General features: G+C 70.7%; 27 protein-coding genes. 12 read left to right on the top strand and 15 right to left on the bottom strand.

The window, feature by feature from the left end; genetic code table 11:
- Positions 1-79 precede the first annotated feature (79 nt).
- From ADL03_RS31500 to ADL03_RS31490, 4 genes are read left to right on the top strand one after another with little or no spacing between them, the layout of a single operon-like run.
- A complete protein-coding gene (locus tag ADL03_RS31500; RefSeq protein ID WP_053737226.1) occupies positions 80-2,923 on the top strand; it encodes an alpha/beta fold hydrolase in 2,844 nt (947 codons plus the stop codon).
- Positions 2,916-3,191, top strand: coding sequence for a hypothetical protein (locus ADL03_RS31495; protein WP_157529514.1), 276 nt, complete (start codon positions 2,916-2,918; stop codon positions 3,189-3,191). Before ADL03_RS31500 ends, ADL03_RS31495 begins: the two co-directional genes overlap by 8 nt.
- Entirely contained in the window at positions 3,188-3,619 is a 432-nt protein-coding gene (locus tag ADL03_RS47570) for a hypothetical protein (RefSeq protein WP_157529513.1), read from the top strand. Before ADL03_RS31495 ends, ADL03_RS47570 begins: the two co-directional genes overlap by 4 nt.
- On the top strand, positions 3,616-4,539 hold the full coding sequence (locus ADL03_RS31490; RefSeq protein WP_053737224.1) for an ABC transporter permease: 924 nt from the start codon (positions 3,616-3,618) through the stop codon (positions 4,537-4,539). Before ADL03_RS47570 ends, ADL03_RS31490 begins: the two co-directional genes overlap by 4 nt.
- Here ADL03_RS31490 and ADL03_RS31485 read toward each other — a convergent pair.
- Positions 4,536-4,940 (bottom strand): VOC family protein, encoded by a 405-nt coding sequence (locus ADL03_RS31485; protein ID WP_053737223.1) that lies wholly within the window; start codon positions 4,938-4,940, stop codon positions 4,536-4,538. The two genes, ADL03_RS31490 and ADL03_RS31485, sit on opposite strands and share 4 nt — an antisense overlap.
- Positions 4,941-4,996: 56 nt before the next feature.
- Between ADL03_RS31485 and ADL03_RS31480 the strand changes: the two genes are divergently transcribed.
- Positions 4,997-5,392 carry a VOC family protein gene (locus tag ADL03_RS31480; RefSeq protein WP_053737222.1) on the top strand — a complete coding sequence of 132 codons (396 nt, stop codon included), beginning with the start codon at positions 4,997-4,999 and terminating at the stop codon, positions 5,390-5,392.
- On the opposite strand, the gene ADL03_RS31475 is transcribed toward ADL03_RS31480, so the two are convergent.
- The 4 genes from ADL03_RS31475 to ADL03_RS31460 form a co-directional block, all read right to left on the bottom strand.
- On the bottom strand, positions 5,389-5,730 hold the full coding sequence (locus tag ADL03_RS31475) for an MmcQ/YjbR family DNA-binding protein (protein WP_197288809.1): 342 nt from the start codon (positions 5,728-5,730) through the stop codon (positions 5,389-5,391). The genes ADL03_RS31480 and ADL03_RS31475 overlap by 4 nt on opposite strands.
- Before the next feature lie 13 nt (positions 5,731-5,743).
- Positions 5,744-6,175 carry a MarR family winged helix-turn-helix transcriptional regulator gene (locus ADL03_RS31470; protein ID WP_231642517.1) on the bottom strand — a complete coding sequence of 144 codons (432 nt, stop codon included), beginning with the start codon at positions 6,173-6,175 and terminating at the stop codon, positions 5,744-5,746.
- Between the two features lie 664 nt (positions 6,176-6,839).
- Positions 6,840-9,002, bottom strand: coding sequence for an excinuclease ABC subunit UvrB (uvrB, locus tag ADL03_RS31465; protein ID WP_053737220.1), 2,163 nt, complete (start codon positions 9,000-9,002; stop codon positions 6,840-6,842).
- A gap of 67 nt (positions 9,003-9,069) precedes the next feature.
- The gene (locus ADL03_RS31460) at positions 9,070-10,176 is read right to left on the bottom strand and encodes a DUF5685 family protein (RefSeq protein WP_053737219.1); all 1,107 of its coding nucleotides are present in this window, start codon (positions 10,174-10,176) and stop codon (positions 9,070-9,072) included.
- A gap of 50 nt (positions 10,177-10,226) precedes the next feature.
- Here ADL03_RS31460 and ADL03_RS31455 point away from each other — a divergent pair, with 50 nt between their 5' ends.
- Positions 10,227-10,736 (top strand): DUF402 domain-containing protein, encoded by a 510-nt coding sequence (locus ADL03_RS31455; protein ID WP_053737218.1) that lies wholly within the window; start codon positions 10,227-10,229, stop codon positions 10,734-10,736.
- A gap of 88 nt (positions 10,737-10,824) precedes the next feature.
- Positions 10,825-11,343: a DUF402 domain-containing protein gene (locus ADL03_RS31450; protein WP_053737217.1), complete on the top strand. Its 519-nt coding sequence runs from the start codon at positions 10,825-10,827 to the stop codon at positions 11,341-11,343.
- Here the strand turns inward: ADL03_RS31450 and coaE are convergent.
- From coaE to rpsA, 3 genes are all read right to left on the bottom strand, one after another.
- Positions 11,319-12,470: a dephospho-CoA kinase gene (gene coaE, locus ADL03_RS31445; RefSeq protein ID WP_053737216.1), complete on the bottom strand. Its 1,152-nt coding sequence runs from the start codon at positions 12,468-12,470 to the stop codon at positions 11,319-11,321. The two genes, ADL03_RS31450 and coaE, sit on opposite strands and share 25 nt — an antisense overlap.
- A 22-nt stretch (positions 12,471-12,492) precedes the next feature.
- Positions 12,493-13,107, bottom strand: a complete 615-nt coding sequence (locus ADL03_RS31440; protein WP_063798770.1) for a hypothetical protein — start codon at positions 13,105-13,107, stop codon at positions 12,493-12,495.
- Between the two features lie 215 nt (positions 13,108-13,322).
- Positions 13,323-14,813: a 30S ribosomal protein S1 gene (gene rpsA / locus ADL03_RS31435; RefSeq protein WP_053737214.1), complete on the bottom strand. Its 1,491-nt coding sequence runs from the start codon at positions 14,811-14,813 to the stop codon at positions 13,323-13,325.
- Positions 14,814-14,993: 180 nt separating this feature from the next.
- Here rpsA and ADL03_RS31430 point away from each other — a divergent pair, with 180 nt between their 5' ends.
- The 5 genes from ADL03_RS31430 (at position 14,994) to ADL03_RS31410 (ending at position 20,005) form a co-directional block, all read left to right on the top strand.
- Complete coding sequence (locus ADL03_RS31430) at positions 14,994-15,827, top strand: class I SAM-dependent methyltransferase (protein WP_053737213.1); 834 nt, start codon at positions 14,994-14,996, stop codon at positions 15,825-15,827.
- Between the two features lie 10 nt (positions 15,828-15,837).
- A complete protein-coding gene (locus ADL03_RS31425) occupies positions 15,838-16,758 on the top strand; it encodes a GNAT family N-acetyltransferase (RefSeq protein WP_053737212.1) in 921 nt (306 codons plus the stop codon).
- Positions 16,759-16,851: 93 nt separating this feature from the next.
- On the top strand, positions 16,852-17,481 hold the full coding sequence (locus ADL03_RS31420) for an ATP-binding cassette domain-containing protein (RefSeq protein WP_053737211.1): 630 nt from the start codon (positions 16,852-16,854) through the stop codon (positions 17,479-17,481).
- Positions 17,478-19,403, top strand: coding sequence for a YhgE/Pip family protein (locus ADL03_RS31415; RefSeq protein ID WP_053737210.1), 1,926 nt, complete (start codon positions 17,478-17,480; stop codon positions 19,401-19,403). Before ADL03_RS31420 ends, ADL03_RS31415 begins: the two co-directional genes overlap by 4 nt.
- Positions 19,400-20,005 carry a TetR/AcrR family transcriptional regulator gene (locus ADL03_RS31410; RefSeq protein ID WP_053737209.1) on the top strand — a complete coding sequence of 202 codons (606 nt, stop codon included), beginning with the start codon at positions 19,400-19,402 and terminating at the stop codon, positions 20,003-20,005. Before ADL03_RS31415 ends, ADL03_RS31410 begins: the two co-directional genes overlap by 4 nt.
- Here the strand turns inward: ADL03_RS31410 and ADL03_RS31405 are convergent.
- The 7 genes from ADL03_RS31405 to ADL03_RS31375 all read right to left on the bottom strand — a co-directional run bounded on the left by ADL03_RS31405 (position 19,947) and on the right by ADL03_RS31375 (position 26,539).
- Positions 19,947-20,633 carry a DUF4328 domain-containing protein gene (locus ADL03_RS31405; RefSeq protein WP_053737208.1) on the bottom strand — a complete coding sequence of 229 codons (687 nt, stop codon included), beginning with the start codon at positions 20,631-20,633 and terminating at the stop codon, positions 19,947-19,949. The two genes, ADL03_RS31410 and ADL03_RS31405, sit on opposite strands and share 59 nt — an antisense overlap.
- Positions 20,634-20,813: 180 nt before the next feature.
- Entirely contained in the window at positions 20,814-21,326 is a 513-nt protein-coding gene (locus ADL03_RS31400; RefSeq protein WP_082373626.1) for a hypothetical protein, read from the bottom strand.
- Positions 21,323-21,895: an AAA family ATPase gene (locus ADL03_RS31395; RefSeq protein WP_053737207.1), complete on the bottom strand. Its 573-nt coding sequence runs from the start codon at positions 21,893-21,895 to the stop codon at positions 21,323-21,325. Before ADL03_RS31395 ends, ADL03_RS31400 begins: the two co-directional genes overlap by 4 nt.
- A gap of 38 nt (positions 21,896-21,933) precedes the next feature.
- Positions 21,934-22,449 carry a hypothetical protein gene (locus tag ADL03_RS31390; protein ID WP_053737206.1) on the bottom strand — a complete coding sequence of 172 codons (516 nt, stop codon included), beginning with the start codon at positions 22,447-22,449 and terminating at the stop codon, positions 21,934-21,936.
- Positions 22,450-22,452: 3 nt separating this feature from the next.
- The gene (locus ADL03_RS31385; RefSeq protein WP_063798769.1) at positions 22,453-23,499 is read right to left on the bottom strand and encodes a Gfo/Idh/MocA family protein; all 1,047 of its coding nucleotides are present in this window, start codon (positions 23,497-23,499) and stop codon (positions 22,453-22,455) included.
- Between the two features lie 202 nt (positions 23,500-23,701).
- Positions 23,702-24,961, bottom strand: coding sequence for a Gfo/Idh/MocA family protein (locus ADL03_RS31380; RefSeq protein WP_053737204.1), 1,260 nt, complete (start codon positions 24,959-24,961; stop codon positions 23,702-23,704).
- 102 nt (positions 24,962-25,063) lie between these two features.
- Entirely contained in the window at positions 25,064-26,539 is a 1,476-nt protein-coding gene (locus ADL03_RS31375) for a hypothetical protein (RefSeq protein ID WP_157529509.1), read from the bottom strand.
- Positions 26,540-26,593: the final 54 nt, after the last annotated feature.

Below are 26,593 nucleotides of genomic sequence, written 5' to 3'. Positions count from 1 at the left end.
GCTGAAGATCGACTCTCGCTGAGACCGGCACCGGATCCCGACCAGCCGTTCTCAGCAGAACTCGCATATCGTCGTCGCTGTGTCCCGCCTCTCCCGCATTCGCGGCAGGTGGTCCGTTCCCGCTCTGATCGTCGTCGCGGCCCTCGTGGCCGGTGGCTTCTTCTTCACCAGATCAGGGGACGACCCCGCGCCCGTGCAGTACAAAGAAGCGAACATCGACGCGCCCGAGAGCCCTGACAGCACTCAGACGGTGACGATCGAGACGCGTCTTTACCTCCCCCAGCAGACGCCCGCGCCCGCGATCATGCTCGCGCACGGTTTCGGCGGCAGCCTGCGCAGCGTGCACACGCAGGCGGAGGAGTTCGCCCGGCGCGGCTTCGTCGTGCTGACCTGGTCCGCGCGCGGTTTCGGCCGCAGCACCGGCCAGATCGCGTTGAACTCGCTCGACCGCGAGGTCCGCGACGCGCAGAAGCTGGTCGACTTCCTCGCCACCCGCGACGAGGTGCAGAAGGACTCCGGCGGCGACCCGCGCGTGGGCGTGACCGGTGCCTCCTACGGCGGAGCGCTGTCGTTGCTGCTCGCCGGCACCGACAAGCGCGTCGACACGCTCGTGCCGGTCATCACCTACAACGACCTCGCGCAGGCGCTGCTGCCGAACTCCGCGTCGGACCAGCCGCGCTCGGACGCCACGCCCGCCGCGAACTCGTTCGGCGAGAACGGCGTCTTCAAGCGGTCGTGGGCGGGCATCTTCTTCTCCGCGGGCATGACGTCGATCGACCTCGCCTCCCCCACGGGTGACGCGCCGGAGGCCGGAGAGACCGAGTCGAACCAGGCCCCGGCTCAGCCGCAGCAGCAGCCGGGCGGCAGCTCGGGCGCGGGCTCACAGCCGCCGCCCACACCGTCGCTGGGTGCCTGCGGCCGCTTCACCCCCGCCGTCTGCACCGCCTACACGGAGGTCGCGACGACGGGCAAGGCCTCGCAGCAGACGCTCGACCTGCTGCGCCGCTCCTCGCCGGTCGAGGTGACCGGCAAGATCACCCAGCCGACCATGCTGGTGCAGGGCGAGCAGGACACGCTCTTCGGCCTCGACCAGTCCGACGCCACCGCACGCCAGATCACCGCGGCGGGCGGCAAGGTGAAGACGGTCTGGTACGCGGGCGGCCACGACGGCGGCAACCCCGGCACCGCGCTGCGCGGGGAGATCGCCGACTGGATGGTGTTCCACCTGCAGGGCAAGGGCACCGACCCCGGCACCGGCTTCGAGTACCAGGTGCAGGGCGCGTTCCGCTCGTCCGGCACGCCGTCGCTGCGCACGGTCGTCGCCCCCGCCTACCCCGGTCTGGCCGCCGGTTCCACCGCAGAGCGCCGGTCGGTGAAGCTCAGCGGCCGCGAGCAGGTCGCGGTGAACCCGGCGGGCGGCAACCCGGCGGCGATCTCGAACCTGCCGGGCCTCGGTTCGGCGCTGTCGCGGTCGTCGGCGATCTCGTCGCGGCTCTCGCTCGACCTCCCCGGCCAGGCGGCACTGTTCCAGTCCGACGCCCTGACCTCGCAGCTGCTGCTGACCGGGTCGTCCACGGTCCGGCTGCGGGTCGCGCGCGCCGACCAGAACAGCGGCGAGGCGATCCTGTTCGCGAAGCTCTACGACGTCTCGAAGGACGGCACGCGGGTGCTGCCCGGCTCGGCCGTGGCGCCGTTCCGCGTGGCGCTGCCGCCGGACGGTTCGGCCGCCGAGGTGACGGTGACGCTGCCGCCCGCCGTGCGCCCGGTCGAGAGCGACCACAAGCTCGCGCTGGTCGTCTCGACGACGGACCAGGCGTTCGCGAACGCCGAGCAGCCCGCCGCGTACCGCATCTCGCTGGCCGACGACTCGATCTCGGTGCCGGTGGTGCCCGGCCGCAACGTGACGACCGGGTTCCCGGTGGGCGCGCTGTGGGGCATCGTGATCACCCTGCTGGTGCTCATCGGCGCCGGTGTGATCGCGCTGTTCCGCCGCCGCCTCGCGCACGACTCGGACCCGGAGCTGGCCGAGGTGCCGCTGGTGATCTCGAACCTCACCAAGTCCTACCCCGGCGGGCTCACGGCCGTGAAGGACCTGTCGTTCCGCGTGGAGCACGGCCAGGTGCTCGGCCTGCTCGGCCCCAACGGCGCCGGCAAGACCACGACGCTGCGCATGGTGATGGGCCTGATTCACCCGACCGAGGGACACATCCGGGTCTTCGGGCACAAGGTGACGCCGGGTGCGCCCGTGCTGTCGCGGATCGGCTCGTTCGTGGAGGGTTCCGGCTTCCTGCCACACCTGTCCGGCGCGGAGAACCTGCGCCTGTACTGGGCGGCCACCGGTCGTCCGGCGGCGGAGGCGCACGTCGAGGAGGCGCTGGAGATCGCGGGCCTCGGCAACGCCGTGCACCGCCGCACCCGCACCTACAGCCAGGGCATGCGGCAGCGCCTCGCGATCGCCCAGGCGATGCTGGGCCTTCCGGACCTGCTGATCCTCGACGAACCCACCAACGGTCTCGACCCGCCCCAGATCCACCAGATGCGCGAGGTCCTGCGCCGTTACGCCGCGGCCGGCCGCACCGTCGTGGTGTCGTCGCACCTGCTGGCCGAGGTCGAGCAGACCTGTTCGCACGTGGTCGTGATGCACAAGGGCCAGCTGGTCGCCGCGGGCGAGGTGGCCGACATCGCGGCGGGCGGCGGCGAGGCGACGTTCCGCGTCGACGCCCCGGAGAAGGCGGCGGAGGTGCTGCGTGACCTCGAAGGCGTGCACGACGTGCACGTGGACGAGGACGCCGTGCACGCGTCGATGAACGGCGTCCCGCGCTCGGCGGCACTGTCGGCCCTGGTGGCCGCCGGTGTGGCCGTGGACCAGGCGGGTCCGCGGCGCAGGCTGGAAGACGCGTTCCTGGAGCTGGTCGGTGAATGACTTCCTGATGGCAGCGGCGTCCGCCACGGCAGACGCCCCGGACCCGGCCTCGCTCGAGGTGCTGGCCGAAGCCGGTCTCGACGCGGTCGGTCTCGACGCAGCCGGTCTCGACGTGGCCGGTCTCGACGCGGTCGGTCTCGATACGGCCCGTCTCAACGCGGCCGGTCTCGACGCGGTCGGTCTCCATACGGCCCGTGTCAACGCGGCCGGTCTCGACGTGGCCGGCGACCTCACCGAGACCGCCGACGAGCAGGAGCGTGCCGTATGACCCCCGAACGCCCACTGGCGAGCCGCACCCGCACCAGGCTGGTCTCCGGCACCGGCACGAGCGCACGTTCACTCGCCAGCGCCAACCGCTCCCGGCCGGGCGCGAACGCCACCCCGAGTCGCACGGCGTCCGGACCGCACGCTCCCGCAGGCGTCCCCTCCTCGTGCGAGCGCACGTCGCTCGCGCGCGAAGGGGGTCCCCTTGACTCAATTATCCCAGCTGACACCGACAATTTCGGCGCGCGGGCCGCGGCCGGCACCGAGCAGCCCGGCGCACAGGCCCCAGCTGGCAGCGACCAGCCCGGTGGGCGGACCACGGCCGCCACCGACCAGCCCTGCGCGCGGGCCCTGTCGGGCAACGACCAGCCCGGCCAGCAGACCCCGGCCGGCACCGACCAGCCCGGTGGGCACGAGGAGGTGGACCGGTGAGCGAGAACGGCGTCCACACCGACCCCGGAGCGATCAGCGACCTCACCGAGGCCGCTGCCGGGCAGCACACCGAGGTGGCCGAAGACGGCTCCTCACGGGGCTACCGGGCCCGCAGGACCCTGCGGATCAGCGTGGAGCTGCAACGCCAGCTCAAGCGCCGCCGCACCCAGCTCGTGCTGGGCTTCCTGGTGCTGCTGCCGTTCATCCTGGCGCTGAGCTTCGAGCTCGGCGAGAGCCAGAACCGCCGCTCCGGCGGCTTCGTCGACCTCGCCACGGCCAGCGGCATCAACTTCGTGGTGCTCACGCTGTTCGTGAGCGGCAGCTTCCTGCTGCCGATGATCGTGGCGCTGTTCTTCGGCGACACGATCGCGTCCGAGTCGTCGTGGTCGAGCCTCAAGTACCTGCTGGCCGCACCGATCCCGCGGCACCGGCTGCTGCGCCAGAAAGCCCTCAGCAGCGGCATCCTGAGCGTCTTCGCCCTCGCGCTGCTGCCGGCGGTCGCACTGGGCGTCGGTGTCCTCTGGTACGGCGCGGGCGAGGTGGTGAGCCCGACCGGTGAGGCGGCGCCGTTCGCCGACGGCGTGCTCGGCATGGGGCTCGCGGTCTGCTACATCGCGATCAACCTGTTCTGGGTGGCGGGCCTGGCGCTGTTCCTGTCCGTGTCCACCGACGCGCCGCTGGGCGCGGTCGGTGGCACGGTGCTCGTGTCGATCCTGTCGCAGATCCTCGACCAGATCGAACCGCTCGGGGACCTGCGCAACTACCTGCCGACGCACTACGCGATGGCGTGGGCCGACCTGCTCTCGACCGATGTGGACTGGTCGGAGATGACCCGCGGCGTGTTCTCCGCGCTCGTCTACGGCGGCGTGTTCACGTTGCTCGCGGCGCGCCGGTTCGTCACCAGGGACATCACCAGCTAGTGCTTGCCCTGCAGGCAGAACTCGTTGCCCTCCGGGTCGAGCATGACGACCCAGTGCCCCATCCGGCCCTGGTCGAACTCCTCGACCTTGGTGGCCCCCAGGGCAACGAGCCGCTCGACGGCCTCAAGACCCGCGTTCACGTCGAGGTGGACGCGGTTCTTGGCCGTCTTGCCCTCCGGCACGCGCTGGAAGAAGAACCGCGGCCCCGCGCCGTCCGGGTCGACGATCGCCGAGTAATCGTTGCGCCGCTCCGGCGGGATGTTGTTCGCCTCAGCGAAAGCGTCCCAGGTGTCGAACCCGGGAGGCGGCGGCTGCACCACGTAGCCGAGGGCCTCCGCCCAGAACTCCGCCAGCTTCGCCGGGTCCGCCGCGTCCATCGTCACCTGAATTCCGATTGCCATGACGCAACCGTAGAACCGAATGCGGACAACCACTGTCCGGAGTAGCGTGCCCTGGCATGTCACGTCCTGTGCACTTCGAGATCCACGCCGCAGATCCCGAGCGGGCGAGGACCTTCTACTCGGCCGTCTTCGGCTGGAAGATCGAACAGTGGGGCGACATCCCCTACTGGACCATCACCACCGGCGACGACGACCAGCCCGGCGTGAACGGCGGCCTGCTGCCGCGCCGCGGCCCCGACCCGGCCCCCGACGCACCCGTCAGCGGCTACGTGATGACCACCAGCGTGATCGACGTCGACGCCACGATCGCGGCCATCGAGGTCAACGGCGGCACGGTCGCACTGCCCAAGGACAAGGTGCCCGGCGTCGGCCTTCTCGCGTACTACCGGGACACCGAGGGCAACATCTTCGGCATCCTGCAACCGGAACCCCGTGGCGCAACGGACTTCTAGTCCGGCCGCTTGCGCTTCGGCAACCGTGCGACGACGGCCTCGTAGGACACGTCCACCAGCTCCAGCAGGTCGTCGTCGGGCACCGCTCCCTTGAGCGCGATGGTGTTCCACCCGTACCGCCCGATGTAGCCGCTGGCCGTGATGTCCTCGGGAAAGCGCTCCCGCCACACCGCCGCACCCTCGGCATCGGCACCACACTTGAGCCCGACGGTGTTGACGTCGAGCCCGATGAACGCGAACGCCTTGCCGCCCACCTTGCAGACGAGCTCGGCCTCACCCCACGGGTACGTCTCCTCCGCGCCGGGCTTGGCGGCGCAGTAGGCGATCAGCTCGTCCATCGTCACGACGTGATTATCGCGCGCCGAAGACCGCGACGAAACGCGTCAGCAACCCGGCGAACGCCACCCGTTCCTCATCAGTCCAGTCCGCCATCGCCGCCGCACACGCTGCCTGCCGCGCCCGGTGCAACTCGGCACTGGTAGCCCGCCCCCGAGGCGTGCGCACGAGCAACACCCGCCGCCCATCCGCCTTGTCCGCAACCCGCGCCACCAACCCGGCGTCAACCGCACTGGTGACGAGCTTGCTGGCCCGGGGCTGATCGACGTGCAACGCGGCCGCCACCCCGGAAACCGTTGCCTGCACTCCACTCCGCTCCGCCGCCTCGATCACGTCCAGCACCTCGAAGGCCGGTACGGCCAACTCGGCGAGCGCCCTGCGTGACTGGCTGCGCCGCATAGCGATCAGCGCCTGCTCCACCGCGGCGAGGTGGGTCTCGACGTCCACCGGGAGATCATGGCCGTCCCACGCCGCAATGGGTGTTGTCAGCCGACATCTCACCCCAGAGGGCGATTTACGCGGCGAACCAGATCGGCATCCGACCCCAGAGGTCACCCACCGCATCCGCCAACCTCACGATGAGCAACACCCCGAGATACTCAGTCCACAATGGACAGACGCACAGGCAGCCCATCTCAGCGACACGACAGCAAGACAGCAGGCCTCAGGCAAGCCCTATCGAGCGAAGCGAGACGTTCCGCCCGGACTTCAGGCAGTTGGACGCCTATCGAGCGAAGCGAGGCGTATCTACCTTCCCTCGATCGGTAGCGGTATCAAGCCCGTGGTCTTGCGATTGGGGCTTGACTTTGAGGGCGGGGCGATACCCTGGTTCCGGATCGGCCGGGCTCTTTACGCCCGGCCTTTTGAGGCCGACTCATCGCCCCCGACTCATCGCCCCGCTAGAGGCTCGAAGTCAAGCCCCAATCGCTATCGTCGCGAAGCGGCGATGAACCCCGAACGTCGTCCCTGCCTGCAAGACCACCCACCCAAGGTGATCGCTCACGTGCCTGAGCAACCCCGGTGTCAAGGTGACAGACAACGGACGCAACCCAACCCCTGCGCCAAGGCAACAGACGCAGGGACCAAACCCGCCCCGCAACGCAACCGCCGTCTACTTCACCCCCGCCGCGTCCATCCCCCTCAACTCCTTCTTCAGGTCCTGGACCTCATCCCTCAACCGCGCCGCCAGCTCGAACTGCAGATCCCGCGCCGCGTTCATCATCTGATCCGTCAACTGCTGCACCAGATCCGCCAGCTCCGACCGCGCCATCCCGGCCCGCTCGTGCGACTGCAGCACCCCGGCCGACCGCCCGCCTTCACCGGTGGCCCGCTTGCCCCGCGACTGGTTGCGACCGGACCCGCCGACCGGCACCTCGTCGTCCACCTCGGAGTACACGGCCTCCAGGATGTCCGTGATCTTCTTGCGCAGCGGCTGCGGGTCGATGCCGCGTTCCTCGTTGTAGGCGATCTGCTTGGCGCGGCGGCGGTTCGTCTCGTCGATGGCGTGCCGCATCGAGTCGGTGATCCGGTCCGCGTACATGTGGACCTCGCCCGACACGTTGCGGGCCGCGCGGCCGATCGTCTGCACCAGCGACGTGCCGGAGCGCAGGAAGCCTTCCTTGTCCGCGTCGAGGATCGCGACCAGCGACACCTCGGGCAGGTCGAGGCCCTCGCGGAGCAGGTTGATGCCGATCAGCACGTCGTACTCGCCGAGACGCAGCTGGCGCAGCAGCTCGACGCGGCGCAGGGTGTCGACCTCGGAGTGCAGGTAGCGGACCCGGATGCCGAGCTCCAGCAGGTAGTCCGTCAGGTCCTCGGCCATCTTCTTGGTCAGCGTGGTGACCAGGACGCGCTCGTCGCGTTCCGCCCGCTCGCGGATCGAGTGGACCAGGTCGTCGATCTGGCCCTCGGTGGGCTTCACGACCACCTCGGGGTCGACCAGGCCGGTCGGGCGGATGACCTGCTCGACGAACTCGCCGCCGGCCTGGCCCATCTCGTACGGGCCCGGCGTCGCGGACAGGTACACGACCTGGCCGATGCGGTCCGCGAACTCCTCCCAGGTCAGCGGGCGGTTGTCCAGTGCGGACGGCAGGCGGAAGCCGTGCTCGACGAGGTTGCGCTTGCGGGACGCGTCGCCCTCGTACATGCCGCCGATCTGCGGGACGGTCACGTGCGACTCGTCGATGACCATCAGGAAGTCGTCGGGGAAGTAGTCGAGCAGCGTGGCCGGGGCGGTGCCGGCGGCACGGCCGTCGATGTGGCGCGAGTAGTTCTCGATGCCGTTGCAGAAGCCGACCTGGCGCATCATCTCGATGTCGTACTGGGTCCGCATGCGCAGGCGCTGCGCCTCCAGGAGCTTGCCCTGCCGTTCCATCTGGGCCAGCGTCGTCTCCAGCTCGGCCTCGATGTCGCGGATGGCGCGCTCCATGCGCTCCGGGCCCGCCACGTAGTGGGTGGCCGGGAAGATCCGCAGGTCCTGCACCTCGCGGACGATGTCGCCGGTCAGCGGGTGCAGGTAGTAGAGCTTGTCGATCTCGTCGCCGAAGAACTCGACGCGGACGGCGAGCTCCTCGTAGGACGGGATGATCTCGACCGTGTCGCCCCGCACGCGGAAGGTGCCGCGGGTGAACGACATGTCGTTGCGCGTGTACTGCACGTCGACCAGGGCACGCAGGAACTGGTCGCGGTCGACCTCGGCGCCGGCCTCCAGCGGGATGGAGCGGTCGAGGTAGGACTGCGGGGTGCCGAGGCCGTAGATGCACGAGACGGAGGCGACCACGATGACGTCGCGCCGGGTCAGCAGCGACATGGTGGCGGAGTGCCGCAGCCGCTCGACGTCCTCGTTGATCGAGGAGTCCTTCTCGATGTACGTGTCCGTCTGCGGGATGTACGCCTCAGGCTGGTAGTAGTCGTAGTAGCTGACGAAGTACTCCACCGCGTTGTTCGGGAAGAGCTCCTTCAGCTCGTTGGCCAGCTGCGCGGCCAGCGTCTTGTTCGGCGCCATGACCAGCGTCGGGCGCTGCAGCCGCTCGACCAGCCACGCCGTGGTCGCCGACTTGCCGGTGCCCGTGGCGCCGAGCAGCACGACGTCCCGCTCGCCCGCGCGCACGCGCCGCTCCAGATCGGCGATGGCCGCCGGCTGGTCGCCTGCCGGTACGTAGTCGCTGACCACGCGGAACTGCCCGCCGGTCCGGGTGATGTCGCCGACGGGACGGTGCTCGGAGTGCGCCTTGACGGTGCTCTCCTCTGGCGGAAGCTCGGTTGCGAATGCCACGGGGAGAACGTTACGCCGGGGGTCTGACAATTTCCGATCGTCGCTGGTCAGAGCCCCCGGCGAACGGCTAGTCGCAGGGGCAGCAGTTGCAGTCGCAGTCGCAGTTCGGGCCGCAGTCGGGACCCGGGTCGCAGCCGTCGCGGCGCTTGTCGCTCCACGGTCCGGGGAACGGGTCGCGGCAGCAGAACTGGCAGGTGCCGCACATGTAGAGGAACGCGCCACACCCCGTGACGCATCCGCGCGGCCGTGGCTGCCAGTTCAGCCTCGGGTACGCCCACAGGCCGCTGCCCGGCTCGGACCAGCGCGGCTTGCCCGGCGGGTACTGGTGCTTCTGCCGCTTGCCGAACACCCGGACGACCGACTCCTCCAGCTCGTGCACCAGCAGCTTGTGCACCAGCCGCCCGTCCGCGAACTCGACCTCGGCCAGCGCGAGCCGGATGCCCGCGACCGCGTCCAGGCACAGCCGGTGGGCCTCCTGCACCGACGTGCCGGTGGCCAGCAGCGGGTTCCACGCCCCCGCGGCGCGGTCCTCCTCCAGGTCCTCCGCGGCGTCGATCAGGTGCGCGACCCGCCCGAACAGCCGCCCGACCTCGCGCAGCGGCTCCACGTTGCCCGGCCGGCCCGCGATGACGGCCGTCTGCGCCACCGCGAACCCGGTCGCGGTCTCGGTCGGCTCGGTCACCACCAGCACCGAGCTGCCCAGGCCCGCGGCCGCTTCGACGAGCGTCTGCCGGCGCACCGAGTCGACCATGACCGACGCGTCGAAGCCCAGGTCGGCAGCCGTGCCGATGCCCTTGGCCGCCCAGCGCTGCGCGACCGCGCGGCCCGCCCAGCCGACGCGTCCGGCCAGCCCGTCGCCGTCGTCCACGTGGTCGTGGATCTTCAACGACGCCAGCACCAGCGACACCGACGCCGCGAGGCGCGCCCCGGCACCGATGGCCACGTCCGCCGACTTCATGCCGCGCAACGCGCACGGTCCCGCCGACCGGCGCGACAGGCCCGTCTGCGCCTCCACGACGGCCGAGATCATCAGCCCGTCGTAGTTGGTGACCAGGCGTGACAGATGACCGTGCTCGTCGCGCAACGACAGGCACATCCCGCACAGGTGCGCGAGCCACGAGGACCGCAGCTCAGCGCTCATCCTGTTGCGGCAGGGGCGGATGATCCCGAACATGCGCGGCATCCTAAGTGGCCGGTGACGAATCTGGTGGCAGTATCGCGGACGTGGCACACATCCATCCGCCGAAGATCGAGTACTTCGACCTGGACGCCAAGAGCAACACCGACCCAAAAGGACAGCTGAGGAGCGTCGACGAGTTCCGCCTCACACCGGCGGGCCTCTACATGTTCCGGCCGCTCGCCGGGCACCCGAAGATCAGCCACTTCGAGAGCTGGTTCCTGCCCAAGCTCAACCTGCGGGTCACGCGCCAGTCCTGGCACCGCGGCCACGAGCTCGACTTCGACTTCTACGTCGACGTCGTGGAGATCTCCGGGATCGGCAGCGTGTGGAAGACGACCGACCTGTACCTGGACCTGATCGTCCGCACGGGCCGCAGCACGACGGTGCTCGACACGGACGAGTTGATCACCGCTGTGCAGCACGACCTGATCTCCGCGCAACGCGCGCAGTGGGCGTTGGAGACCACTTACACGGCCCTGTCCGGCATTTCAGCGCACGGTCACGATGTGGTGCGGTGGCTCACCTATTCGGGTTGTCCTACGACGTGGCGTTGATACACAGAGTGTGTTCGTCATCTGACCGTGACGTAACAAATCGATCTGGCGTGTAACCGGGAGCACATATTTGACTACCCTCGGCGTCGTGGGAGCGGTCACTACACCTCAGCTGGTCGACACGGTCGACACCATTTCGGGCGTCCGCAGCTACTCGTCCGGCGGGATGCGGCACCTCAGTTCGTGCCACGTGGAGCGCTGGGGTCTGCGGATCGAGCACCCCACACCGGAGGACCCGTTCTCCGACTCCGAGGTGACCTGGCTGCTGCCGGAGCTGGGCGTGCGGCTCACGACCTTCCAGCCGCGGTCCCGGCACGCGCGCAGCGGCCCGAGCGTGCTGACCGCCGTCCGCGTCGAACGCGACCACCGCCACTGGCAGACCACGGACCTGCTGCTGGGCCTGGCCGTGCCCGGTGGCACGACCGCCCGCATCGTCCGCAGCGAGGAGTTCGCCGCCGCCGTCGCGGGCCGCGTGCTGCTGCCCGGCGACGCCGACCAGGCGCTGCGCACGGTCCACCGCACCCTCGAAGAGCTCAGCGACGTCAACCACAACCTCACCTCCTGGCTGACGTGGCACGGCATCTACGACGCCTGGCCGCCCCTGTAGGCCTTGATCCGCTCCACCGCCGCCTCCATGAACGGCTCCTTCGCGTCACCGTAGGCGAACCCGTCGCCGTCGGCCGCGAACCGCCGGGACAGTTCGAGCTTGACGTTCGCGTACTCCTCGCGCGCCTGCGCGTCGTGCCGCAGCCAGTCGCGGAAGTCCACCGCCCACTGCCAGTTGGCCGCGCCGGGAACCCGCAGGTGCAGGTTCACCCGCCGCCCCGGATCCGCTCCCGCGTGCAGCCGCTTGTCCCAGAACCCGTCGTCGCCGCGCGGCGTGTCCTCGTAGGGGCCGACATACGGGAACCCGGCCTGCGCCAGCGCTTCCCGCAGGTCGTCGGCGGTCCCCATGTCCTCGACGGCGAGCTGGAAGTCCAGCACGTCCTTCGCGGCGAGCCCGGGAACGCTGGTCGAGCCGATGTGCTCGACGTGCCGCCCGCCCGCGGCGAGGCTGATCCGCCGCGCCACCCGCTTCGCCTGCGCCGGCCAGCGCTCGTCGTAGGGCACCACGACCGGCCGCCCCGACGCGTACGTCCGCGTGCGCACGTTCTTCTCGAACCCCACGAGCCGGTCCCACAGCGCGGTCACGTCCGGGACCTCGCCCGAGTTGTCCAGCCACACGTCCGCGACGGCCCGCCGCTGCTCGTCGGTGGCCTGCGCGGCGATCCGCTGCCGTGCGTCGGCCTCGGCCATGCCCCGGCTGGTGACGAGCCGGTGCAGCCGCGTCGCGGCGTCCGCGTGGACCACGACCACCAGGTGGTAGGCGGCCGCCATGTCTCGTTCCACCAGCAACGGGATGTCGTGCACGACGACGCCGTCCTCGGGCGCGGCCGCCATGCGCTCCGCCGTGAGCCGGCCGATCCGCGGGTGCGTGATCCCGTTGAGGGTCTGCCGCGCCTCCTCCGTCGCGAACGCCTTGGCCGCCAGCGCCGCGCGGTTCAGCGTGCCGTCCGCGTTGAGGACGTCGTCGCCGAACGCCGCCACGACCTCCCCGAGGCCGTCGGTGCCCGGCTCCAGCACCTCGCGTGCGAGCCGGTCCGCGTCGATGATCGTGGCGCCGCGGTCCGCGAGCAGCCGCGCGACCGTCGACTTGCCGGACCCGATCCCCCCGGTCAACCCCACCCTGAGCATGCCGGTCAGGGTAGCCGCACGCCTACACCGGCGGCGTCATCGCCTGCTGGGCGAGCGTCGTCAGGATCTTCGTGAGGTTCTGCTGCGGCACGAAGTTGTTCCACGACCGCACGACGAACGTCGACTTGCCCAGCGAGCCGATGACCAGCTGCTCGTCCTTGCCCTCGATCAGGGTGCCCTTCTGCTTGCCGACGTCGACCTCGGTGATCTTCGCGCCGTTCTGCCGTTCCCCCTCGACGCTCTCCGAGACCCGCGTGCGGGCCGTGAGCTCGTCGGTGTAGGTCGACAGCCCGATCACGATCTTCGCTGCGGTCAGCTCCTGCTTGGGCGGGATGCCGTAGTAGCAGTCGATCTTGCCGGTGCGCCCGATGCCCGGTTCCTTGACGCCGATGATGATCCGCGGTTCGCCCGGCAGCTGCTGGCCGAGGACCGCGTTCATCGCGTCCGCGTCGACCACGAGGTCGCAGTCGTCGGGCAGCGTCGGGCGGTCGACCATCGCCGCGGCCCTCGACGCCGAGGTCTGCGGGGTGATCTTCGGGATCTGCGGCGGCGGCGCCTGGCTCTGCGGGGCCGTGGTCGAGCAGGCGGCGGTGAGCGCCACCGCGCCGAGTGCCATGAAGAAACGTATCCCGCGCATAGGTTTGTCAACCTACACAACGGACTCAGCCCTCCACCACAGCGTGAACGGGTGTCGCGAGGGCACTTCACCAGGTCGAGCTAGTGACTCGGCCCCATCCGGGCGGTGCGACCCACGCATGTCACGCGGTGCATGCGGGGCGGAGAACGGCGAAGGCCCCCGCACCGGAGTGCGGGGGCCTTCGTCAGTCAGCTACCGAAGGAGCTGGAGCGAGCTCACATGCCGCCCGACAGCTTCTCGCGGAGCGCCGCGAGCTGCTCGTCGGAAGCAAGCGTGCCACCGGACTGGGCCGGCGCGCCGACGGAGGTCGAAGGAGCGTCGCCACCCGAGGTGTAGTTGCCCGCACCCTCGGCCGACGCCTCTTCCTCGGCCTCGGCGGCCTTGCGGATCTGCTTCATGTGGGCCTCGTAACGAGTGTGCGCCTCGGCGTACTGGCGCTCCCACTCCTCACGCTGCTTGTCGAAGCCGTCCTGCCACTCCTGGGTCTCCGGGTCGAAGCCCTCGGGGTAGATGTAGTTGCCCTGGTCGTCGTACTCGGCGGCCATGCCGTACTGGGTCGGGTCGAACTCGGTGTCGACCGTGAAGCCCTCGTTGGCCTGCTTGAGCGACAGCGAGATGCGACGGCGGTCCAGGTCGATGTCGATGACCTTGACCATGACGTCGTCGCCGACCTGGACGACCTGCTCCGGGATCTCCACGTGGCGCTCGGCCAGCTCGGAGATGTGGACCAGGCCCTCGATGCCCTCGTCCACGCGGACGAACGCACCGAACGGAACCAGCTTGGTGACCTTGCCCGGCACGATCTGGCCGATCGCGTGGGTCCGGGCGAACTGGCGCCACGGGTCTTCCTGGGTCGCCTTCAGCGACAGGGAGACGCGCTCGCGCTCCATGTCGACGTCGAGGACCTCGACCGTGACCTCCTGGCCGACCTCGACGACCTCGGACGGGTGGTCGATGTGCTTCCAGGACAGCTCCGAGACGTGCACGAGACCGTCGACGCCACCCAGGTCCACGAAGGCACCGAAGTTGACGATCGAGGACACGACGCCCTTGCGGACCTGGCCCTTCTGCAGCTGGTTGAGGAACTCGCTGCGGACCTCGGACTGGGTCTGCTCAAGCCAGGCGCGGCGGGACAGGACCACGTTGTTGCGGTTCTTGTCCAGCTCGATGATCTTCGCCTCGAGCTCACGGCCGACGTACGGCTGGAGGTCGCGGACGCGACGCATCTCGACGAGCGAGGCGGGGAGGAAGCCGCGGAGACCGATGTCGAGGATGAGGCCACCCTTGACGACCTCGATGACCGTGCCCTTGACGGGCTCGTCCTTCTCCTTGAGGGCCTCGATGGTGCCCCACGCGCGCTCGTACTGGGCGCGCTTCTTGGAGAGGATCAGACGGCCTTCCTTGTCCTCCTTCTGGAGAACAAGTGCCTCGACCTCGTCACCGACCTTGACGACCTCGTTGGGGTCGACGTCGTGCTTGATCGACAGTTCGCGCGAGGGGATGACGCCCTCGGTCTTGTAGCCGATGTCGAGCAGGACCTCGTCCCGGTCGACCTTGACGATCGTGCCCTCAACGATGTCGCCATCGTTGAAGTACTTGATCGTCTTGTCGATAGCAGCGAGGAAGTCCTCCTCCGTCCCGATGTCGTTGATCGCGACCTGCTTGGGCGCAGCGGCAACGGGGGCGGTGGTGGTGTCGGTGGACATTAGGTAGGTGGCTCCGGTACGGATTGGCATTAATGAGTGGTAGTGGTGCGCGCGCAGCGTCGCAGCGACCTGGAATCCCCGACCGTTTTGGATCATGGGCAGCACTAACCCACTACGCACGCGATATCGTACGCGGCTGCAAGACGCGCAAGCAAACCAGGCCCCACGTGAAGGAGCAGTGTGTCCAACCAGCACGCGAGCGCGGAACGAGCGCTCGGCACGGCCGGCCCCGTCAAGCGCGGTGCCGACGCCGCCGAGTCACGCGCGGCGAACCGCATCTGGTGGGACGCGGACGCCGACTCCTACCACGACACGCACGGCGACTTCCTGGGCGCGGCGGACTTCGTCTGGTGCCCGGAGGGCCTGCGCGAGGACAACGTCGGCTTCCTGGGTGAAGTCGCAGGTCAGCGCATCCTGGAGGTGGGCAGCGGCAGTGCCCCGTGCGCCCGCTGGCTCAAGGCCCGCGGCGCCGACGTCACCGCGCTCGACATCTCCGAGGGCATGCTCCGGCACGCGCGGGAGAACAACGACAGGACCGGCATCCAGGTGCCGCTCGTGCAGGCCAGCGCCGACCAGCTGCCGTTCGCGGGCGGCATCTTCGACGCCGCCTGCTCGGCGTTCGGCGCCGTGCCGTTCGTGGCGGACGTCCGGCAGGTCTTCGCCGAGGTGGCCCGCGTGCTGCGGCCCGGCGGGCGGTGGGTGTTCGCGGTGAACCACCCGATGCGGTGGATTTTCCCGGACGACCCCGGCCCGCTCGGTCTCACCGTCGTCGGGTCGTACTTCGACCGCACCCCGTACGTGGAGGTCGACGCCGGCGGCCAGGCCACCTACGTCGAGCACCACCGCACGCTCGGCGACTACGTCAGGGCGCTCACGGCCACCGGCTTCGTGCTGGAGGACCTCGTCGAGCCGGAGTGGCCGGAGGGGCACACCCGCAACTGGGGTCAGTGGAGCCCGCTGCGGGGCCGGCTCTTCCCCGGCACCGCGATCTTCCGCACCCGCCTGACGTCGTAGTCTCCGGTCCATGAGCGCGGCACGCGGACTCGTGGCGGCCCAGTCAGCACGCTTCGCCGCGCTGGACCCGCTGCTGCCCCCTGCCGCCGAGCCGCCCCGCGACGGCCACGTCGTCACCGCCGCCCTCGCCGACGGCACCCGCGTGGCCGGGGTGATCTGCCACGAGTCGTTCGGGCCGCACTCCACGACCCGGCTGTGGTCGGCGGCCGAGGTGTGGGAGCTGGTGCCGTTGATCGGCACCGGCCAGGGCATGGACGCGTTGCTGACCCGCTTCCGCCGGCACCTCGACGCGGACGAGGTCGGCGAGGACACGGCGTGCGTCGTGCACTGGCCGAGCCGCGACACGGTCGCAGCGCGCGCGTTCCTCGACCACGGCCTGGTCCCGCTGTCCGTGCTCGGCGTCCGGCTGCGCACGCCCCACCCGCACGTCCCGCGCACGCTCACGATCCGCCGCGCCACGCCGAACGACCTGGAGAGCGTCCTGGCGTTGTCGCTGGCGGAGCTGGAGTACTCGTCGCTGGTCGGCTCCACGATCGTGCGGCCGGAGGCGCCCGCCCTCAAGCGCCGCGCGCTCGCCGAGCGCCTCGCCGGCGCGAGCCCGATCTGGCTGGCCGAGCGCGACGGCATCGCGGTGGGGCTCGCCGAGTGCGCGATCGTGTCGTCCGAGCCGGGCACGGCCGCGGCGCACCGGCTGCCCCGCGGCCGCTGGGGCTATGTGAACTGCGTCTCGGTGCTGCCCGGCGCCCGCGGCACCGGCGTCGGCCGGCAGCTCGTCGCGCACGCCCACCAGGAGCTGCACCGCATGGGCACGGTCGGCACATATCTCTACTACAACCCGCCGAACCCGCTGAGCAGCGTCTTCTGGCCGCGCCAGGGCTACCGCCCGCTGTGGACCGTCTGGGAGGTCCGCCCGGCGTCGGCTCTGCGCTGAATGTCGTAGCCGCGCTCCATGTCCGAGTTGCCAGCGGGAGCAGACTGCGCGAGAATTTGTACTGACCGGTCAGTTTAAAGGGAAGGCAAAGCCGTGGAGATCCACGCAAGTCGCGCAGGCGTCAACGGGGCCCATGGTCCCCTGCTCCGGCCGACTTCGCTGACCGTGAAGCCGGGCGAGCTGACGCTGGTCGCGGGCGACCCCGGAACCGGGCACACGGCCCTCGCGCTGCTGCTGTCCGGCCGCATGAAGCCGTCCACCGGCACCGTCTCGCCGGACGCGCGCACGTTGCGCAAGCAGGTCGTCCTGGTCGACGCCCCCGAGGTGAACGAGCCGGAGGAGTCGCTGACGCTGGCCGCCGTCGTCGGCGAGGAGCTCGCGATGAACGGCATGCCCTCGGGCAAGAAGGCCGTGCACGACTGGCTGGTCGAGCACGCGGCCGACGAGCACGCGTCCGTGCGGTTCGAGCTCGTGCCGCCCCAGACCCGGTGCGCCGTGCTGCTGGAGCTGGCCGCCGCCCGTCCCGGCGTGACGGCGCTGGTCCTCGACTGCCCCGACCGCTACCACCCCAACCCGCGCGAGTGGTTCGCCTTGGCGCACAACCACGTGACCCCCGAACGGTCCGTGGTCGCCCTGTGCTCGAACTCCTCCGCTCACATCCTCGACCTCCCGCACGCGCGCCTTGGTGAGGACAACGACACCAAGATGGAGATCACCGCATGAGCGCCCTTCGCATGGCCTTCAACGAGCTGCGCCGGATCACCTCCGGCACGCTCCCCCGGCTCGCCGTCCTCGCACTGGCCCTGGTGCCGCTGCTGTACGCGTCGCTCTACCTGTACGCCAACAAGGACCCGTACTCGAACCTCGGCAACGTCCCCGCCGCGCTGGTCGTGAAGGACAAGGGCACCGAGGACCTCAACGCCGGCAAGGACGTCGCCGACGAGCTGCTCAACGGCCACAAGTTCGACTGGCACGTCGTCGCCAGCCCGCAGGAGGCCGACGAGGGCGTCCGCAAGGGCAAGTACATCTTCGCGCTCACGTTGCCGGAGGACTTCTCCGAGGCGCTCACCTCGCCCGCGGACCTCAAGCCGCGCCAGGGCGTGCTGACCCTCACGACCAACGACGCCAACAACTACCTGGGCAGCACGATCGCGAACCAGGTCGTCTCCGAGGTGCGCCGCGCGGTGACCGCGAAGGTCTCCACCGAGGCCGCCGACCGCCTGCTGCTGGGCTTCTCGACGATCCGCCAGGAGACCACCAAGGCCGCGGAGGGCGCGGCCCAGCTCGCCGACGGCAGCGCCACCCTGCGCGACAAGCTGACCGAGCTCGACGGCGGTGTGCAGCAGCTGTACACCGGGTCGGTGACCGCCGCGAACGGCGCCGCACAGCTGCGTGACGGCCTGAACCAGCTCCGCACGCAGACCCAGCCGCTGCCCGCCGGCGCGCAGCAGGTCGCCTCCGGCGCACGCCAGGTCGCGACCGGCAACGAGACCGCCGCGACGGAGGCCGAGGCGTACGCGCGGCTGGCCCAGTCCCTCGTCGGCGCGCTCGACCAGGCCAACGGCGACGTGGCGACCCGGCTGCGCGCCCTCGGGTTCACCGAGGAGCAGGTGCAGCGCGTCATGGGCGCCCTCACCCAGGCCCGCCAGCCCGTCGACAACGCCAACGGCAAGGTCCAGGGCGCCGCGGGCAACCTGCGCAAGCTCGCGAACGGCGCCGACCAGGTCGCCGACGGTGCCGAGCTGCTCTCCTCGAAGATGCCCGCGCTGGTCGCCGGCATCGGCCAGCTCGACGACGGCGCCACCCGGCTCGCCGACGGCAACGCCCAGCTCCGCGACGGCCTGCAGAAGGCGGCGACCGGCACCCCGCAGCTGCGCGACGGCGCGGCGAAGCTCGCGGACGGCTCCGCCCAGCTGCGCGACGGCCTGAACGGCGGCGTCGGCAAGATCCCGAACACGGACGACCCGACGCGCGAGGCGATCGCGAAGGCCATCGGTGACCCGGTGGCGGTGAAGGGCCTGTCCCAGACGAAGGCGGCCACCTACGGCGCCGGTCTGGCACCGTTCTTCCTCGGCCTCGCGACGTGGATCGGCGCGTTCGTGCTCTTCCTGCTGCTGCGCCCGCTCTCCCGCCGTGCGCTGGCCGCCGGCCAGTCGGGGTTGCGTGTCGCGCTGGGTGGCTGGCTGCCGGGTGCGCTGCTCGGTGTCGTGCAGGTGCTCGTGATGTTCACGGTCGTGCGGTTCGTGGTCGACATCGAGCCGTCGAACCCCCTCGGCACGTTCGGGTTCCTCGTGCTGATGTCGCTGACGTTCGTCGCGATCCTGCACGCCCTGAACGCGGCGTTCGGTGCCGTGGGCAAGTTCCTCGGGCTGATCCTGCTGATCCTGCAGCTGGTCAGCGCGGGCGGCACGTTCCCGTGGCAGACGATCCCGGTGCCGCTGTACCCGCTGCACTACGGCCTGCCGATGGGCTACGCCGTCGACGGCCTGCGGCACCTGATGTACGGCGGCGACCTGGGCATCGTGGGCAAGGACGCGCTGATCCTTCTCGCGTGGCTGGCCGGGGCCCTAGCCTTGTCGTCCGTGGCGGCCTACAAGCAGCGGGTGTGGACACCCTCCAAGCTGAAGCCGGAGCTCGTGCTGTGAGCGCCCGGACGACGGCGACGAAGCAGAAGCTCTTCGACGCGGCGCTGAAGCTGGTCGGTGAACGGGGCGCGGCCTCGGTGACGGTCGACGAGATCGCCGCGGAGGCGGGCGTCGCCAAGGGCACGATCTACTACAACTTCGCCTCGAAGGACGCGCTGGTCGAAGCGCTGCTGCGGCACGGCGTGGAGCTGCTCGCCGGCCGGCTGCGGACCGCGGAGTCGGCCGAGTCGTCGGAGGACTCGCTGGAGGCGCTGGTCGACCAGATGCTCGGCTTCTGGGCCGAGTACCCGGCGTTCGGCCAGCTGCTGGTGTCGGAGCTGTGGCGCACGCCGGGTCAGTGGCACGGGACGTTGTCGTTGCTGCGCGACGACATCGTGTCGATCGTGCGCGGTCAGATGAAGCGCCTGGCCGACGCGGGCCGCCTGCCCGAGGGCGTGGAGGTCGGCACCGCGTCGGCGGCGTTGTTCGGCACGCTGCTCGTGATCGCCCTGGACTGGCAGGTGTTCCAGCCGGAGCGGTCACGGGCGGAGGTGCGCGAGTCGGTCATGCTCCTGGTACGTGGACTGGGACAGGCCCGCCGTCCTGGACCGGCGGCTGGATGACGTGCTGGGCGTCGATCAGCCGCCGGACGAGCACGATCGCGAGCACGGCCGCGCCGATGGTCACGAACGCGCTCACCCACGTCCAGGCGGCGACCGTCTCCAGGTCGGAGTCGCGCAGCACGAGCTGGGTGACCGCGCGGTCACCCCACGACGACGCCAGGAACACGAGCCACCACGCGACGACGAGGCCGTTCTTGTCCCGCGCCTGCAACGGCCGGTCCTGCTGGGTCGCGTCGAACGAGCGCCAGACGTCCTGGACGATCTGCGCCGGGTACCAGAGGCTGATGACCGGCACGATCCAGCCGCCGATCACCCAGCCGCGCTTGTGCCGGTGGTCGACGTCGTAGGTGAGCCGCTCGGCGTTCTGCCGCGACCGGTACAGCCACACGACGAACACGACGCCCGCCGCGACCGACACCGCGAGCCTGGGCCCGTTGACCAGCAACGAGATGGCATCGGCGGTGCGCAGGTCCGCCATCGTGCCGTTGCCGTCGGTGTACTCGCGCACGGCGTTCGCGCTGTGCTGCGAGGAGAACGCGTCGGCGACGGCGAGGACGGCGTCGAGTCCGATGAGGACGGACGCGGCGACGCCGAGGCCGCGCACGGGCCGGAACGGTTCGGTGATCACAGTTTCCCCCACTGCCCCGGTCCGATCAGGACGGTCCGGCCCAGGCCGGCTCCGCGCACGGGTCCGAGAACCTCGGTGCTCATGAAGATCCCCCAAGAAGAACGTCCCCCGACGCCGCGCGGAGCCTATCCCCTCGATGCCCGGCCGGGCGACCGGTTTGCGGCGAAGACTCCGGTGCGGCTAACCGCCGGCCTGGTGCAGCGACGGCGGCTTGCCCTCCAACGCCCGCACGACGGCGTCCAGCACGGCCTGGCCCGTGTGGCGGGCGGCGTCGTGCGGGAAGTGGCCGATCAGGACCTGCTGGGTCGGGTGCTCCGCCAGCACGGGGTCGGGCACCGGTGCGGACGTGTGCACCTCCACGACCGGCGCGTGCTCGGCCAGCAGCGGCGCCACGGCCGTGAGCACGGCGGTCCGGTAGCTCTCGTGCACCCACGCCACCAGCAGGTTCACCGGGTGGCCGGCCAGCTCGTAGCCGACCTCGGCGGCCAGCTCACGCGGCTTGCCCCAGTCGGCCCTGACCCACGTCGGCCGGTGCCCCCGCGCCAGCGACGCCCGTGCCGCGCGGCCGGGTCCGTCGTCGGCCATCAGCGGCTGCGTGCGGCACGGCAGCACCACCCGCCACCCGCGTGCCACCAGCCGTTCCGCGCAGCCGGCCAGCATCCCGCTCCCACCGAGCACCAGCGCCGACCTCACCGTGCACGCTCCTCACCGACCGCGGCCAACGGCCCGTCCAGCCACCGTTCCACCTGCCCCTGCCCGCTCAACCGCACCACCACGACCTGGTCGACGAGCGCGCGCACCCTGGCCCGGCTGCGCCCGTAGGTCTTCCAGCCCCACCGCAGGATGTGCTCGGGGTCCGTGAACACCGACCACAGCGACGGTTCCTGGTTACCGTTCCACAACTCCACGCGTCGCGCGCGCCGCCTGACCGTCCGGCTGACGAGCCGTCCCATCACCGTCGGGAACGGGTGGTCGAGCCACACCACCGTGTCCGCCCTCGCGGCCAGCGCCCCGCGGACCTCCTTGTACTGATACTCCGTGACCCACCGGTCACCCTCCGCGAACGCCGCGACCTCGGCGCCGAACTCGGGCCGGGGTGTCCACTGTGGACCCCAGTACAGGCGGTCCAGCTCGACGTAGCGGACACCGTGCCGCCCGGCGATGCGCCGGCACAGCGTCGACTTGCCGGATCCGGCGTTCCCGGCGACGAGGATGCGCCGGGGCACGTGCGGCAGCGGATCTGCTGGTCCGAGCAACGGCATCGGCCCAGGCTAACGAAAACCCGGTGATCACAACACGGTCAGCGGCGTTGGGGCCGCGGCACCGCGAACCGCTGCTGCATGGCCGAGATCCGCCAGATCACGAAACACGCGAGCCCGGCGGCGGCCACCGCGCAGACCGTGGACAGCGTCGAGAACACCACGTAGGCCCCGGTGTCGAGCAGCACCGTCTCCAGCAGGTCGGTCAGCACCATCGCGAGGAACGCGTACTGCCACGGCCTGATCAACGGGCTCACGGCGCGTTGCTTGAACGGCACGTCCCGCTGCGCCGGGTCGCTGGCCCGCCACACGTCGCTGATCACCCGGACGCCGTGCAGGGCGATGGCCTCGGCGTTGTGGGTGGCGTTGCGGAACCACAGGACGAACGCCACGGCGGCGGGCAGGTAGAGCACCTGCGCGAGGAAGCTCCACGTCGACGAGCCGCCGGTCCAGTCGTTGACCGTGCCCCACACCGACTCCGCGGCGACGAGCGCGATCAGGCCCTGGCTCACGAGGCCGGTCAGCCGGACGTCCCTGAGGTCGATGTAGGTGTCCACGGGCTACCTTCCGAAACCGCAACCGAGTTCCGCGAACGTAGCGATCTTCTCGGCGGCGCGCACCACCACCTCGTCGATCCCGTCGAGCACGATCCGGTCACCGTCGCGGCGGGCGGGCACGAACGGCACGTCGGCCTTCCCGCACTCCTCCACCACGGTCGTGAACGCGCGCGCTGCGGCCAACGGCGACACCAGCGGCTCACCGGTCTGGCGGTGCCGGATGAGGTTCTCCAGCAGGTCCACGGGTGGAGGAACGGCCATCCTGTGGTCGTTGACCATCAGCTTGTCGTCGTCGTACCACCACACGGCCTGCCCCAGCGTTCCGTGCACGAGCACGACCGGCGGCAACGACGACTGCGCGCACAACGTCGCCGCCACCACCACGGGCGGCGCACCGTCCGACGTCACGCGCACGCACGCCGTGTCGTCGGCGGTGATCGTGTCGCGGCACCGGAACAGCTCCAGCTCGACCGAGACACCGGCCCGTTCCTCGACGTCGGCCAGCAGCAGCGCGTTCTGCAGGGCGTGTGCGAACGGGTTGACCAGGCACCCGTCCTCGCCCTGCCGCCCGGCCCACGCCGCCCGCTCGTAGTAGGCGTCGGTCCGCACCCACCGCCCGGCCGCGCCGATGCCGGAGATCTCGCCCAGCGCACCGGAGCCGATCAACGAGCACAGCCGCCGGTAGGTCCCGGTGCCCTGCGACTGGAAGCCGACCTGGCACACCAGCCCGCGGTCGGCGGCCGCGGCCGACACCTCGTCGAGGTCGGCGACCGTGAGCAGCGCCGGTTTCTCCAGCAGCACGTCACAGCCCAGCTCGAACGCCGACAGCGTCAGCTCGCGGTGCGTCGACGGCGGCGAGGAGACCACGACGACCTCCGGGTGCACCTCGGCGGCCAGTGCGGGCAGGTCCGGGTAGGACGGCACCGGCACGTCGACGTCGGCCACGTCCACGACGCCCACGAAGGTCGCGGTCCCGTCGTGGCCGAGCCGCAGGAGGTTCTCCACGTGCCGCGCCCCATGCCCGCGAGCCCCGACCAGCGCAACACGCATCGCCCTCACCCTTCTCGGGTGGACTTCGCCGCCGGCGCGAGAGCTCCGGCGGCCACCCGCACCGGCGACCACCAACCCGGCCACCAGCATCGGCCGCGGGCTGGGGAATTTCAATGCACCGCGCCATCCAAGACAGCCTTGTGACAGCAACGCGCCACTAATGGCCGTGTCGTGGCGCCCCGTGCCACGGACCGGAGCCTCCTCACCGGAGGTCGGCGACGCGGACCGGTAGGCCGGTCTCGAAGCTGCGGTTGGCGGCGAACCCGGTCAGCAGCGACAGCACGCCGTCGTGGTGCGTCGCCCTGCGGCCCAACGGGTCCTCCTGCCCGGCCGGGCCGTACAGGGCGGCGGCCATGCGCCGGTCGGCACCGCCGTGGCCGTCCCGGTCGTACGTCAGCGGGATCTCCTCGCGCCGTTCGAACAGCCGCTGCACGGACAGCGTCGCCCACCCCTGCTCGGGGTTGGCGACGGCGCCGTGCACGGCCGGCTGCTGCCCGGACACCCACGAGTTCTCGACCACTTCGAGCTCCAGGCGCCCCCTGCTGCCGTTGACCATCAGCCGGTAGCCCTCCCACGGCGAGTAGGCCGTGAGGTGGTAGGTCAGGCTGGCGCCACTGGCGTACCGCACGAGCACCGCCATGTCGTCCTCAATGGACACACCCGGTTCGAACGGGTTCTGGTCGCGGCGATAGCCGTCCTCGTGCCGTGCGTCGAGGTAGAGCTTCTTGAGCCACGCGTCCTGTTCCAGCCGGAGCTCGAACCGGTCGTCGTCCACGTATCCGTGGCGTGCGCCGTTCTTGTTGCCGTAGAAGAACAACCGGCCGTGCGCGTACACGGTCTCCGGTACCGAGCCGATCCACCAGTTGAGCAGGTCGAAGTGGTGGGTGGCCTTGTGCACCATGAGGCCACCGGAGTTGGCCTTGTCGCGGTGCCAGCGCCGGAAGTAGTCGGCGCCGTGCCGGGTGTCGAGCAGCCACTCGAAGTGCACCGACCCGATCTCCCCGACGGCACCGTCCGCGAGCAGCGCGCGCACCTTCTCGTGGATCGGGTTGTAGCGGTAGTTGAACGTGACGGTGACGTCGCCGTCGTTGCGGTGCACGGCATCCAGGATCTTGTGCGCCGACGCCATGTCCGTCGTCATCGGCTTCTCCGTCACGACGGCGCGGCCCGCGTCCAGCGCCTCGACGACGTACGTGTCGTGGTACCGGTCGACGGTGGTCACGACGACGACGTCGACCCGTTGCTCCGTCAGCATCCTGCGGAAGTCCTCGGCGGCGTACGCGGGAACCGGTTCGAGCCCCAGCCCGGCGAGCCGGTCGTTGTGCGCGGCCATGCGCGTGTGGTTCACGTCGGCGAACGCGACGAGCTCGCAGGTGTCGGCGTGCTCGACCGCGATGGCGTGGACGTGCCGTTCCGCCCGTGCCCCGGTCCCGACCACCGCGTACCGCCTGCGCGCCGTCACGACCTCAGGGTAAGCGTTTTCCACACGCGCCGGGTGGCGCGGTGCCGCCGACGCGGAACGGGGCCGCGGCGGTGTGCCACGGCCCCGTTCCGGATCGTCAGGTCAGCTGACCGTGCGGTCGCCCAGCAGCGCCCACTGGCTCCAGCCCGCCTTCTCCTTGTAGAAGCGGCGGATCGGCTTGCCGTCGTCGGTGCGGGCGAAGACCTCGACGGTCTTGGTCTGCGCGTGGTACATCGCGGTCGGCGGCTCGGAGACCTTGGTGGTGCCGAGCTTGGCCCAGGCGGTCCAGCCGCTGTCGGTCGCGCGCGAGTGCTCGACCTGGCCCTCGGCGCCGAGCTGCAGCACGTCGATCGAGCCGGTGGTCGTGTTGTACACCGCGGCGGGGGTGCCGACGCCCTTGCCGCCGAGCGTCTTCCACACGCCGGCCGCGTACTGCTCGACGCTGCCGGTGGCGCTGCGGACGAAAACCTGGTCGACGGCGACGCTCGGGTCGCTGACGATCTTGACGTCGCCCTGGTCCTGCCACTTCGCGCCGTCCCACCTGACGAGCCTGTCGTCGGCGCTGCGGGCGTAGACGTCCTTGTCGAGCACGGCCGGGTTGCCGGCGATCTTGCGGTCGCCCAGCGGTTCCCACCGGCCCGCGGCGAACCGCAGCAGCGTGCCGTCGGTGCCGCGGGCGAGCACCTCGACGGCCTTGGCCTGGTCGTTCCAGCGCAGCGCGGGGTTGCCAGCCAGCGCGGTGTCGCCCAGCGCGAGCCACTTGCCGTCGGCGCGGTGGTAGATCCGGCCGTCGGTGCCGCGCGCGTACACCTCGACGATCTTCGTCGCCGGGTTGAGCAGCGCCACCGGGTCGCCGGCGAAGAGCTCGGGGCCGAGCTGCTGCCAGCCGGCCCAGCGGCTCGTCTTGTGGAAGTTCGTGATGACCGTGCCGTCCGTGCCGCGGGCGAAGACCTCGAGCGACTGCGCGGCGGTGTTGGAGATCTGCGGCCCGCTGCTCACGACCGGTGCGTCGGTGACCGGGGTGTCGCTGGTGGTGGTGCCACCGCCACCGGACTCGACCAGGCCGTTGTAGCGCAGCGGCACGTACCGGCGGGCGGTCGCGGCGCTCCACACCCGCTGCACGGGCTGGGAGCCGTCCGGGCCGGCCTGCTCGCGCACGATCGGGCGGGTCTTGGCCGCGTCCGCCCAGCCGATGAACAGCGCCACGTGGTTGAGGCGGTCGTTCAGCGCGTCGCCGGGACGCAGGTCCTCCCAGTCGATGCGGTGCGCGACCTGTTCGAGGATGTGGGTCGTGTAGGAGATGCGCAGGCCCCAGGCCATCGACACGTAGCCGGAGCAGTCCGTGCGGTAGGCGCCGTACTTGTTGCCGAAGCAGTCGCTCTGGCTGTAGGGCACCCGCGCGCTGATCCACGTCCGCGACCGCGCGAGGACCTCGCTGCGCGTGATCTTCGAGTTGGCCGCGTACGTCCCGCAGTTCGCGCCGCCCTCGGCAGCCGCCACCGCGACGTCGGGCATGGCCAGCGTCGAGCCGAACGTGATGGCCGCCGCGGCGACCGCCAACATCCCCCACGATCTCATGCCGGTCACCGTAGCAAGGCGATGTGAAGTTTTGGTCCGGTCGAACGGCCGGAG

Source organism: Nocardia sp. NRRL S-836 (assembly GCF_001279525.1).
Taxonomy (GTDB): Bacteria; Actinomycetota; Actinomycetes; order Mycobacteriales; family Pseudonocardiaceae; genus Lentzea.
Note: the sequence above shows the minus strand (reverse complement) of the source record. Positions and strands in the feature narration are given on the sequence as shown.